This is a genomic window from Eikenella halliae (genome assembly GCF_001648475.1).
GTDB classification, from domain to species: Bacteria; Pseudomonadota; Gammaproteobacteria; order Burkholderiales; family Neisseriaceae; genus Eikenella; species Eikenella halliae.
On record NZ_LXSQ01000012.1, the window covers coordinates 32,692 to 44,092 of the forward strand.

An 11,401-nucleotide genomic window follows, 5' to 3' on the forward strand; every position below is an offset into this window, starting at 1 on the left:
GGCTGCTTTTTGCGGCTAAATGGCGGAAAGGCAGTGTTGGTCTGAAAGAGAGGTGGCAAAACCACACCGCAGAAATAGCGTGCCGAAGCCTTCTCGCCCGTTGGACGTAGACTCCCATGTTTTGCCACGCTTTCAGACGGCCTCCCGCCCCGCTCCTTCCTTCTTCAACAGCCAGGCCGAGAGCAATACGTTCAACCCCACGCCTAGCGATACGGTGATGCCGAAGGCGGCGACGGCGGGGGTGATGCTGATGGCGAGCAGCAGGAAGGAGATGGCGGTGGTGAGGGCGGCGAGGAGGATGCCGCCGAGTTTGGCGGCGGGGGTTTCGCGGGCGGTAAGGGCGTAGACGGCATAGTCCGCGCCCACGGCGGCCACCAAGAGCAGGCCGAACATGGCGAACAGGCTGATGGGCAGGCCGAGCCAGCCGAGCAGGCCGACGGTGGCGGCGGCGGAAATCATGGGCACGGCGAGGATGAGGCTGCCGCGCCGCGCGCCGAAGATGCGCCACAGCACGAGCCAGGCCAGGGCGAAGGAGGCGAGTTTGAGCCAGGCGGCGTGGTTGCGGGTGTGGCGGAAGAGTTCGTTCAGCCGGGCGCGTTTGTCCACCAGCCGGGCGCAGGTACCGCTTTGGTTGCAGGGCAGGGCGGAGAGCGCAGTTTGCACGGCGGCGGCATCGTTCAGGCCTTGCACGCGCACGAGGGCGGCTTCTTGGCCTTGGATGTTGCCCAGATAGAGGGTGCGCCAGGCTTCGGCGGTTTGCCCGCTTAAGGCTTGATCAAGCGGGACGACGGGCTGGGCGGCGGCCTGTTGCAGGGCGGTGTGGATGGTGTCGGGCTTCAGGCCGAGCTGGAGCATGGGGTCGGCGGCGGGGGCGGGCTGTTCGGCCAGGCGGCGCAGTTGGGCGAGCAGGGCTTGCTGCTCTTCGGCGGGCAGCAGCCATTGGTTGAGCGACTGCACACCGCCAATTTTGCCTTTGCTTGCCAAGGGTTGCAGGGCGGCTTCCACTTGCGCGCTGCGGCGCAAGAGTTCGTCTGCGTTACCGGCTTGCACGAGGATGCTGCGGCCGCCGGTGTCGTTGCCGCTGATGTCGGCCACTTGGCGCATTTCGGCGATGAGTTGGGGCGACAGGGCCGCCCAGTCGCGGATGTCGTCGCGCCAGTCGGTTTTCAGGTAGCCTGCGGCGGCCAGCGGCAGGATGGGCAGGAGCAGCCAGTGCAGGCGGGCGGCGGCGAGTTTGTGCATGGCGGCGGCAAACCAAGCGGCGCGGGGGCGGTAGCCGCGAAACAGCGGCGGCAGCAGGAGCACGGTGGCGGCAAACGCGCCGCCGAGCGCGGCCACGGAAAACACGGCGGTTTGGCGCAGCACGGGCAGCGGGGTGAAGGCGAGCAGCAGGTAGCCGGTGGCGGTGATGCCCAGCCCGGCGAGGAAGGCGGGCAGGACGCGGCGCATGGCTTCTTTGGCCGCCCAGTTGGGAGAAAACACCGAAGGCGTGAGCCAGTGCAGCGGGAAATCCACCAGCATCCCCACCAGGCTGGTGCCGATCACGACGGTGAGGATATGAATCTGCCCGAACGCGCCCACCACGGCCGCCGCGCCGAGCAGCATGCCCGCGCCCAGCGGCAACACCAGCGCAAACACGCGCGGGCTGCGGAACACGGCCAGCAGCAGGGCGAAGGTGAGCGTGAGGCCGATGGCGGACATCAGGCCGCTTTCGCGTTCGGATTGGGTTTTGGCTTCGGCGGCAAACAATGCACCGCCGGCGGCCAGCAGGCGGTAGCCGCCGCGCTCGGCTTGGGCGCGGGAATCAGCCAGAAGCGGCAGCAGGCGTTCGGCCTGATCGGCGGCGGCTTTTTCAGGTAGCCTGGCGCGCAGCCACACCCAAGTGATGCCGTCTTGCTCGCTATACATCATGCCGTTGCCGCTGTGCCATTGCAGGCGGCCGGCGGGCTGTTTTTGCTGCACGAAGCGGGCGAAGCCGAGCCAGTCGTCTTCCAGCGGCACGATTTGCGCGGTAAACGGGTTGGCCGCGTCTTCGGCGCGCTGTTGGAAATAGGCGGCGGGGTCGTGCAAGAGCAGCTGCTGCTGTTCGCGCGGCAGGGCGTTCACGCCGAGGCGGCGGATTTCCTGCCGCAGTTGCGCCAAATCGGGGTTTAGGCGGCTGTCCACCGCGGCGAACAGGCCGCTTTGCCGCCAGCGGCCGGCCACCTGTTCGGCGGCGGCGAAGGCGCGGTCGGCATCTTCGCTGCCCACCAAGAGCAGGATTTGGCCGTTGAGCTGTTTTTCACCCGCTTCGTCTGCCGCGCGCCACACCGCGTCCACCTGCGCGTCGGCGGGCAACAGCGCGGTGAGGTCGGTTTGCAGACGGCCTCCCTGCGCTATCCCCCAGCCCAGCCACGCGGCGGCGAAGGCCAGCAGTAAGGCATACAGCCACGCGAGCCTAGTCATGCAGCGCCACCCTGCCCGAAGCGCAAGGCGTGTCGCCCTGCCTGATGGCGAAATGGATTTTGTTTTTCGCCGCGTCGTGCCGCAGCGTGAGCTGCACGGTGTCGTGCGGGCGCACAAAGTGTTGGTATTTCAAGTTTTCGATGTGTTGCACCGGTTTTCTGCCCCAGTCGAAGCGTGCGGCCAAATCCATCGCCCACTGCACTTCGATCACGCCGGGCACCAGCGGGAAATCGGCGAAATGGCCGCCGAAATACGTTAAATCCAGCGGCACCGTGCCTTCAAACGCATATTCGCGCGTTTCTGCGTTTTCGTGCAGCAAAGCCCACTGCGGCGCGGTTTGCGGCACGGTAAAGGCCGTCTGAAAATCCTGTTCGCGGATTTTCGCCTGCGGGTTGCGCGGCAAGGCGGCGGCGAAACGCCAATAGCGCGGCAGCGCGGCGGTGTCTTGCGTTTTGGCCAGATGCTGTTTCAGGATGTGCACCACGGCGGCGCGCCCCTGCTCGCGCAGCGCGGCAATGCCCTCGGCGGAAAGTGCCGCCCAGGCGGCAATCCGGCCGTGCTGCGGATGGCGGGCGCAATGCGCGTCGGCCACCCAGGCGTGGGCGAGCAAATCGTGCTCCAGCTGCGAGAGCGACACGCGCTTGTCTTCCAGCTTGATGATGCGGTCTTGGCGGCCGAGCAGCTCCAATCGGCGGCCGTCCAGCCGCACCGCATCTGCGGTTTGCCGCACCCCGCCGCTCCACGGCGAGGCTACCTGAAAAATGTTTTCTGCGTTTACCGAAGCCTCCACTTCGGGCAGCAGTTCCCACGCACCGCCCTGCCGCAGCGCGATGACGCCGGTTTCCGTGCTGCCGTACACATCGTGCGGCGCAAAGCCCAGCTTCTCTTGCAGCAGCGCGGCGGTGGCCTCCGGCAGCATCCCGCCCGCGCTGATGATGCCGCGCACATGCTGCCGCAGCCGCGCCCAATCGCGCCCTTCGCCCAAGCGGTTCAACAGCGCGGGGCTGGCAATCCACACGCATTCGCGGCGCGAATCGGCCAGCAGCAGTTCGGGATACACGCACTGCCGCCGCCCGATTGCCCAGCCCGCCGCCAGCGACACGAACACGCGGAAGGTCAGCCCGTATAAATGCTGCGGACTCACGCTGCCCACGGCGGCCAGACCGCGCCAGCTTTCAGGCAGCCTTTCGGCCAGCGCCGCCGCTTCGGCCAGCATCTGCGCACGCGTTTTGGTTTCCACCTTCGCCTCGCCCGAAGAGCCGGAAGTTTTCAGATACAGCACGTTTTCACGCGGCCATTCCAACGCTTCCGCCGGCGCGGCCGCCTGCTCCGCCGCCCCGTCGTACAGCCAGAGGCCGTCTGAAACTTCCGGCACATCGCTCAACCACACCGCCCCGCCCGCTTCCGCCCAACGGCGGTTTTCCTCCGCCAGATTCGGCGGCAGATACACCTCCGCCCCCGCCAGCCAAGCGGCCAGCAGCGCGGAAGCAAACCGCGCCGCATCGTCGAACCACAGCGCGGCGGCCTGCACCCTGTGCGCACGCAAACGCGCGGCCAGCGAGAGCGTGGCGGCGGAAAACTGCGCGGCTGTCCAATTTTCGGCCAACGGGGAATCGGGGGAGCGGTTTAAAAGCGGGAGGATGGGCATGGTTTCGGATTGGCTGTCGGATAAGGGATTAACGGTGTTTCAGGTAGCCTTGAAGGCTACCTGAAAGCGCGATGGGCATGAATGCCCGCCTACGGCTGCTGCAAATCAAACAATATTTGCTGGTGTTCTGCCGCAGCGGCGAAATCGGGAACGGTGTGCATGCCTTCGGTTAAATCGCGGTACACGGCGCGGTAGGCACCTACGAGGTTTTCCTGCGCCGCCGTATGCGGTGCGAAGGTTTCGCGGCTGCCGTTGCTGCGGGCGATTTCAATGGTTAGCGGCTGGTATTGGATGTGTCCGTTGGCGGCAGTAATGGTAATGCGGGCGTGTTCGCATTCGATGCTGATTTTCAGACCTTCCAAGCTGCCGCCGTAAGCCGCGTCAATCAAGCCGCCTTGCGCGGTGCGGGCATGGAAAAACACGTGGTCGGTGGCGGTGCGGTGCACGGTTTCGCCGGTGTCTTGCAACAGGATTTCGGCATATTGGCAGGCGGTGAGCGCGTGCATTTGGTTCAGGCTGCCAAACAGGAGGTGCAGGGCGGAGAGCAGATGGCCGAAGGGGATGGTGAGTGTGGTTACGCCGTTTTCCTGAAATTGGGCGTAGCGGTAGCGGGAAAGGGAAGTGCGGGCACGGGAAGGGTCGCTGCCTTGAATGGTGCAGGCGAGCATCCGTCCCGTGGCAGGGTTGTCCAGCAACTGTTTGATTTTATTTACATAGGGCGAATGCAGGGCTTGCAGGCCGATGAAGTTTCGGCAGCCGTATTGGGCGGCTAGGGCGGCGAGATGGCGGGATTGGTCGGGGTCTGTGCCCAGCGGCCATTCGCAATAAACGGCTTTGCCGGAAGGCAGGATTTGTTCCAGCAGGGCTTGGTGTTGCGGCAGATTGACGGCGACCACCAGCAAATCCACGTCGCTGCGTGCTGCCAATTCCGCCGCGTTGTCGGTGGCAAACGGCACGCCGTATTTTTGTGCGGCGGCTTGGGCTTTGGCGGGTGTGCTGGCCGTCAGGCCGGTGATTTCAAACAGTTCGGGCAGTTTGGACAGGGATGGGTAGTGTGCTAATGCGCCCCAGCCGCCGTCCGCGCTCAGTCCGATGATGCCGACGCGGATTTTGCGGGATTGGGTTGGATGGTTCATTCGGATGTTCCTGAAGGAAAGGATTTCGGGTTTTCAGGTAGCCTTGGAGGGGCTACCTGAAAAATGGCGGCTTATTCGCCCAAGGCCTGTTGGGCGGCGGGGCTGAGCGGCTGGTTGGTTTGCAGCTGGTTAAACTGCATCACGGTGCGGTCGCCCTGTTTTTCGTCCAGCTCCACTTTCTGTACCAGCTGGCCGCCGCTGATGACGATTTTGTTGAACACCTGCTGCATCACGGCGGTTTTCGGGGTGAGGGTGAGCTGCCATTGTTGGGCGTTGCCGGAAAGGGCGAGGTTGAAGTGGCGCTGCAGTTCGACGGTGTCGCCACCGAGTACGGCCATGAAAAGTTTCACTTGCGCGGCCTGCGCGGTTTGGCTGCCGTTGGCGCGCCACTGGCCTTGCGCGTCTTGGCGGCTGATGCCGTCGCGGCGCACGCGCAGTTTCATTTCAAACGGTTTTTGCAGGTGCCAAAACAGGCCGCGGCCGGGGCGCAGGGCGAAGCGGCCGCCGGTTTGCACGGGCTTGTCTGCCGAACGCAAAAAGCGCTGCTGGATAAAGCTGCCTTGCACGCTCTGCGGGGCTTGCAGCTGGGTGGTGAGCTCGGCGGTGCTGAAGGCGAGCGCAGGGAGGGCAGCGAGGGAGAAGAGGAGGCTGAGGAGGAGTTTTTTCATGGTTTCCGGAGTAATGCGGGGAGTAGGAAAAGGAGCGTAGTATAGTGGACTTGCGGGCGGCTGCGGTTTTTCAGGTAGCCTCTGCCTGCCCGCTGGCTTCTGCGGCATCGGGGCGGAGGCGGTTTTGCGGATCGAGCTCGCGGGTGGCGGCGCGCAGCCAGGTCCAGGACAGGTCGTATTGCTGTTGGAAGGCGTTCCACAGGGCGTCTTCGCTCATGATGCTGTATTCGCCTTCAGTGGCCAGGGAAACAGGCAGGCCGTTTTCGATGGCTTGGTGCAGCGGCATGTATTCGCGGTCGTAAAAATCGGACATTTCGTGCATCAGCCGCATGGCGTGCTGCCATTGTTCTTGGGCGGCCTCCAGCTCGGGCAGCAGGCGCTCCCATTCGCGGTAGAGGGCTTGGATGCGGTTGATGCGCGCTTGGGCGGCTTCGGGGGTGAGGTTCGGCATGGGTGCCTCCGGTGTTTGTTGATATTGGCGGCGGGTGCTCTGGGTTTCAGAGTGGATTACATTTAAAACGGGACAAGGCGACGAGCCGCAGACAGTACACACGTTACGGCAAGGCGAGCCAACGCAGTAGCGGTTTAAATGTAATCCACTGTGCTGAAAACCTATAGCCCGAATTCCTGCAGGAAGCGGGCATCGTCTGCCCAGCCGGATTTCACTTTCACCCAAACTTTGAGGAACACTTTGGTTTCAAACAGTTTTTCCATATCCATCCGAGCTTCGGTGGAGATTTTTTTCAGTTTTTCGCCGCCTTTGCCGATGATGATGGCTTTTTGGCTGTCTTTATCCACCAACACGGCGATGTAGATGCGGTATAGCCCGTCTTCTTCTTCAAACTGCTCCACCGCCACGTTGGCGGCATAGGGCAGCTCTTCGCCGAGGTGGCGGAACAGTTTTTCGCGCACGATTTCAGCGGCGAGGAAGCGGGCGGAGCGGTCGGTTACCGCGTCTTCGGGGTAGAGCGGCACGCCCTCGGGCAGGTGGGGGCGCAATATGGCGAGCAGCTCGCCGATGCGCAGGCCGTGTTTGGCGCTCACGGCTTCCGCGCCGGCAAAATCAAACTCTCGGCGCACGGTTTCGATAAATTCTTCCAATTCGGCCTTGCTCTTGGCGCGGTCGATTTTGTTCACCACGAGGATGACGGGCAGGTGTTTGGGTAGCAGGCGGATCACGGCGCGGTCGGCTTCGCTGAAACGCATGGCTTCCACCACGAAGGCCACCACGTCCACGCCGCCGAGGGCTTCGGTAACGTTTTGGTTGAGCCGGTCGTTGAGTGCGTTGCGGTGGCGGGTTTGGAAGCCGGGGGTGTCCACGAAGATGAACTGGCTGCGCTCATCGGTATAAACGCCGGTGATTTTGTGGCGGGTGGTTTGAGCCTTTTTGCTGGTGATGCTGATTTTCTGGCCGATGAGGTGGTTCATCAGTGTGGATTTGCCCACGTTCGGCCGGCCGACGATGGCCACGAAGCCGCAGCGGAAATCGGAAGGGGGTATTGTTTGGTTCATGTGTTTTTCCTGACGATATATTTTTCAGGTAGCCTCTAACCCGCTAGACACAGGCTACCTGAAAGTTTGGCGGACGCTATTTTTTAATGCGAATTTTGCTTTCGGGGCTGTCAAACACGATTTCGGGCAGATGCCATTGCGCCATGAGTTTGTTCAGCGCCTTGATTTTCATCATGCGCACGGGTTTGCCGGCCAGAATGGGAGCGTTGATGGCGAAGCGGTTGATGCCGAGCAGGAAGTTAATGCACTCCTGCACCAACATATCGTTGCCTTCAAAGCGGATTTCGGTGGCGCTGGTGAGCATGCCGGTGCCTTTGGCCCACACGCCTTTGTCGTTCAGTTTATAGCCGTTCTCCTTTGCCCAAGCCTGCCATTCGGGTGAGTTTTCCGCACCTTCCGGCACGTGGATGCGCAGCTCGGGATAGTCTTTTACCGCGTTTTTGGAGGAGAACCATAAGAAGAAAATGCCGATAAATGCCCCGAATAAGACGCTGAACACAAAAACCATGATTGAATCCTTTATTAAGTTGAAAATGAGTAGCTAATATATAGCATGCCGTTTTCTGTCGGTAAATCTTGCCTGCAAGGCTTGTTTGCATTAGCTCAAATATTATTGGCCTGAATGATAGCGGCATCAGCAGCGATTCAGGCACGGGATTTGCGCTGCTTTTTGTTTTTGCCGGGCAGGGGGTGCTGCTCCTGCAGCCAATCCAGTGCCTCTTTGGCCGCAGCCTGCTCGGCGGCGCGGCGGCTGGCGGCTTGGGCGCGGGTGATGTGGGCGAGTTCGCCCAAGTCGCAGGAGATGTCGAAACGGGCATCGCAGCCCTCGCCGGATTGGTGTTCGATGCGATATTTGGGCAGGGGCAGGCGACGGGCCTGCAGGGCTTCTTGGAGCAGGGTTTTCGGGTCTTTGCCTTGGTTGCTCAAGTCGATGTTGGCAATGCGCCGGGCAAACAGGCGGCGCACGGTTTGCTCGGCAGCGGCAAAATCGGCATCGAAGCTGATGGCGGCCAGCAGGGCTTCCACGGCGTCGGCCAGGATGGAGGGGCGGTCGAAGCCGCCGCTTTTGAGTTCGCCCACGCCCAAATACAGCGCGTCGCCCACGCCCATGCTGCGGGCGATTTCGGCGAGCACGTCTTGGTTGACCAGATTGGCGCGCAGGCGGGAGAGTTCGCCTTCGCTATAGCTGGGGAAGGCGTCGAACAGCATTTTGGCCACGCTGTAATCGAGGATGGCGTCGCCGACAAACTCGAAGCGTTCGTTGTTTTGGGCGCTGTAGCTGCGGTGGGTGAGCGCCTGCTCGAGGAGGCGGGGATTCTGGAAGCTGTGTCCGAGGTGGCGTTGCAGCTCTTCGCCGGCCCGGGCGCGGCGCGGATCGGGCTTCGGGAGCTTGCGGGGTTTGGCGGTGGGTTTGCTCATGATGGCGGGATTATATCGGGTTTGGCGGCGCGGCGCAGACAATAGATGGTTTTCAGGTAGCCTCTATGCGGTTTGCGGGAGGCTACCTGAAAATGGCGGATTATAGTGAATGAAAATAAGGATGCTGCTGCGTTGGCTCGCCTTGCCATACCGGCTGGCCTATCTGCGGCTTGTGCTTTCAGGTAGCCTTTGTTTGCCGGATAAAGGCTACCTGAAACCTTGTTTACACGGTTTGCGAATACTTGGCGGCAGTGTCGCGGGAGCGCAGGTGGCGGTCGAATACCATGGCGATGTTGCGGATGAGGAAGCGGCCTTTGGGGGTGACGGTTAGGCCGGTTGCATGGAGCTCAAGCAGGCCTTTGGCGGCGAGGGCGGCGGCATCGGCCAGCTCGGCGGCAAAATATTGGGCGAAGGGCTGGCGGCATTCGGCTTCGTAATCGGCAAACTCGAGGCCGAAGCGGCACATGAGGTCTTGGATGAGGCGGCGGCGCAGCAGGTCGTCTTCGTCGAGCAGGTAGCCGCGGAACAGGGGCAGCCGGCCGGCATCGAGGTCGGCATAGTAGGCTTCGAGCTGGCGCTGGTTTTGGCTGTAGATGCGGCCGATTTTGCCGATGGAGGAGAGGCCGACGGCGATGAGATCGCAGTCGGCGTGGGTGGAATAGCCTTGGAAGTTGCGTTGCAGGCGGCCTTCGCGCAGGGCGACGGCGAGCTCGTCTTGGGGCTTGGCGAAATGATCCATACCGATAAAGACGTAGCCTTCGCTGCCCAGCCGCTGCACGATTTGCTGGAGCATGTCGAGCTTGGTGTTGCTGTCGGGCACGGCATTGGTGTCGATGCGGCGCTGGGGTTTGAAGATGTGCGGCAGGTGGGCGTAGTGGTAAACCGCCAGCCGGTCGGGGTTGAGGGCGAGCACTTTGTCCAGCGTTTGCTGCATGGTGGCGGGGGTTTGGTGCGGCAGGCCGTAAATCAAATCGACGCTCACGGATTGGAAGCCGGCTTCGCGGGCGGCTTCGATCACCACACGGGTTTCTTCTTCGCTCTGGATGCGGTTTACGGCTTGCTGCACTTGGGGATCGAAATCCTGAATGCCCACGCTCATGCGGTTGAAGCCGAGCGAGCCGAGAAACAGCACGGTTTCGCGGCTTACTTTGCGCGGGTCGATTTCGATGGAGTATTCGCCTTGCGGCATCAGGGTGAAATGTTCGCGGATGAGGCCGAATACGAAATCGAGCTGGGCATCGGAGAGGAAGGTGGGGGTGCCGCCGCCGAAGTGCAGCTGCGCCAATTCGGGCTTGCCTTGCAGGAGTTCGGCCTGTAGGGCGAATTCTTTTTTCAGGTAGCCTAGGTATTGGTCGGCGCGGGCGGTGTCTTTGGTGATGATTTTGTTGCAGCCGCAGTAGTAGCAGATGGTGTTACAGAAGGGGATGTGGATATAGAGCGAGAGGGGGCCGGGCGTGCGGTTGCGCACGGCTTGGATGTAGTCTTCGGCGGTAAAGCCTGCGTGGAAGCGGTCGGCGGTGGGGTAGGAGGTGTAGCGCGGGCCGTTGGCGGGCAGGGAGGCGATGAGCTTGCGGTCGAAGATGATTTCTTGGGTGCGGTTGGCAGACATGATTGTGTTTAACTTGATGTTATTATTTGGAAAATATGCGGCAATAGGTTTTGTTTGTGAAATCGGGTAAAATGCGGATGTTTGGCAAATTGCTCCGACTATTGCCGGGCGGTAAGTATAAACGATAATTGCCGCCGCTTCATAAGCTCAGTTTGCTTAGAAAGTTAGCACACACATGAAAGCCATGCCCCTCGCCACGACTTGTTCGCGCTGCGTTTTTAAAGAGTTATGCCAGCCCAATGCCGCGATTGCGGTGGCGGTGGAGCGCGTTGATGCGGTTATCAAGCGCAGCCGCCGCCTGAAAAAGGGCGATTTCCTGTTCCGCAACGGCGACAGGTTTGATTCGCTGTTTGTGGTGCGCACCGGTTTCCTGAAAACAGTTGTTGCCAGCCAAGACGGGCGCGATCAGGTTACCGGTTTTTTTATGTCGGGCGAGCTGGTGGGCATGGACGGAATCTGCAACCAAATGCACTACTGCGATGCGGTGGCGCTGGAAGACACGGAAGTGTGCGAGCTGCCCTATGCCAATATGGAGGAGCTTTGCGCGGCGGTGCCGGAATTGCAGATGCATTTCTACCGGCTGTTCAGCCAGGAAATCGTGCGCGACCAAAACGTAATGCTGCTTTTGGGCAATATGCGCGCCGAAGAGCGGCTGGCCGCCTTTCTAATTAACCTGTCGCAACGCCTGAAAAAACGCGGCCTCTCGGCCAACGATTTTATTTTGCGCATGTCGCGCGAGGAAATCGGCAGCTATTTGGGGCTGAAGCTGGAAACGGTGAGCCGCACGCTCTCTAAATTCGGCCAGGAGGGGCTGGTGGAAGTGGAATACAAACACATCCGCCTGCTCAAGCCCGAACGGCTCAAACAGCTGGCTTCCGGCACCCAGCCCGCTGTGGTTTGAAGCGGCTTTCCGCATTTGTCTTTATTTCCCAACCGCTTGGCAGGCTACCTGAAACTTCGGCCG

General features: G+C 61.6%; 10 protein-coding genes. 1 reads left to right on the forward strand and 9 read right to left on the reverse strand.

Annotation, left to right across the window (positions count from 1 at the left end):
• Positions 1-132 precede the first annotated feature (132 nt).
• The 9 genes from A7Q00_RS04315 to hemN form a co-directional block, all read right to left on the reverse strand.
• The gene (locus tag A7Q00_RS04315; protein WP_064089398.1) at positions 133-2,445 is read right to left on the reverse strand and encodes an MMPL family transporter; all 2,313 of its coding nucleotides are present in this window, start codon (positions 2,443-2,445) and stop codon (positions 133-135) included.
• On the reverse strand, positions 2,438-4,093 hold the full coding sequence (locus tag A7Q00_RS04320; RefSeq protein WP_064089399.1) for an ApeI family dehydratase: 1,656 nt from the start codon (positions 4,091-4,093) through the stop codon (positions 2,438-2,440). Before A7Q00_RS04320 ends, A7Q00_RS04315 begins: the two co-directional genes overlap by 8 nt.
• Positions 4,094-4,182: 89 nt before the next feature.
• Complete coding sequence (locus A7Q00_RS04325) at positions 4,183-5,229, reverse strand: Gfo/Idh/MocA family protein (RefSeq protein ID WP_064089400.1); 1,047 nt, start codon at positions 5,227-5,229, stop codon at positions 4,183-4,185.
• A 71-nt stretch (positions 5,230-5,300) separates the two neighbouring features.
• Positions 5,301-5,897: a LolA family protein gene (locus tag A7Q00_RS04330; RefSeq protein ID WP_064089401.1), complete on the reverse strand. Its 597-nt coding sequence runs from the start codon at positions 5,895-5,897 to the stop codon at positions 5,301-5,303.
• A 70-nt stretch (positions 5,898-5,967) separates the two neighbouring features.
• Positions 5,968-6,348 (reverse strand): DUF4298 domain-containing protein, encoded by a 381-nt coding sequence (locus tag A7Q00_RS04335; RefSeq protein ID WP_064089402.1) that lies wholly within the window; start codon positions 6,346-6,348, stop codon positions 5,968-5,970.
• Between the two features lie 161 nt (positions 6,349-6,509).
• Complete coding sequence (gene era, locus A7Q00_RS04340; protein ID WP_064089403.1) at positions 6,510-7,409, reverse strand: GTPase Era; 900 nt, start codon at positions 7,407-7,409, stop codon at positions 6,510-6,512.
• Positions 7,410-7,485: 76 nt separating this feature from the next.
• Positions 7,486-7,917, reverse strand: coding sequence for a hypothetical protein (locus A7Q00_RS04345; RefSeq protein WP_064089404.1), 432 nt, complete (start codon positions 7,915-7,917; stop codon positions 7,486-7,488).
• A 137-nt stretch (positions 7,918-8,054) separates the two neighbouring features.
• Positions 8,055-8,828: a ribonuclease III gene (gene rnc, locus A7Q00_RS04350; RefSeq protein WP_245637524.1), complete on the reverse strand. Its 774-nt coding sequence runs from the start codon at positions 8,826-8,828 to the stop codon at positions 8,055-8,057.
• Positions 8,829-9,051: 223 nt separating this feature from the next.
• Positions 9,052-10,455 carry an oxygen-independent coproporphyrinogen III oxidase gene (hemN, locus tag A7Q00_RS04355; protein ID WP_425387499.1) on the reverse strand — a complete coding sequence of 468 codons (1,404 nt, stop codon included), beginning with the start codon at positions 10,453-10,455 and terminating at the stop codon, positions 9,052-9,054.
• Between the two features lie 157 nt (positions 10,456-10,612).
• On the opposite strand from hemN, the gene fnr reads away from it, so the two are divergent.
• The gene (fnr, locus tag A7Q00_RS04360) at positions 10,613-11,338 is read left to right on the forward strand and encodes a fumarate/nitrate reduction transcriptional regulator Fnr (protein ID WP_064089406.1); all 726 of its coding nucleotides are present in this window, start codon (positions 10,613-10,615) and stop codon (positions 11,336-11,338) included.
• The last annotated feature ends 63 nt before the right edge of the window (positions 11,339-11,401 follow it).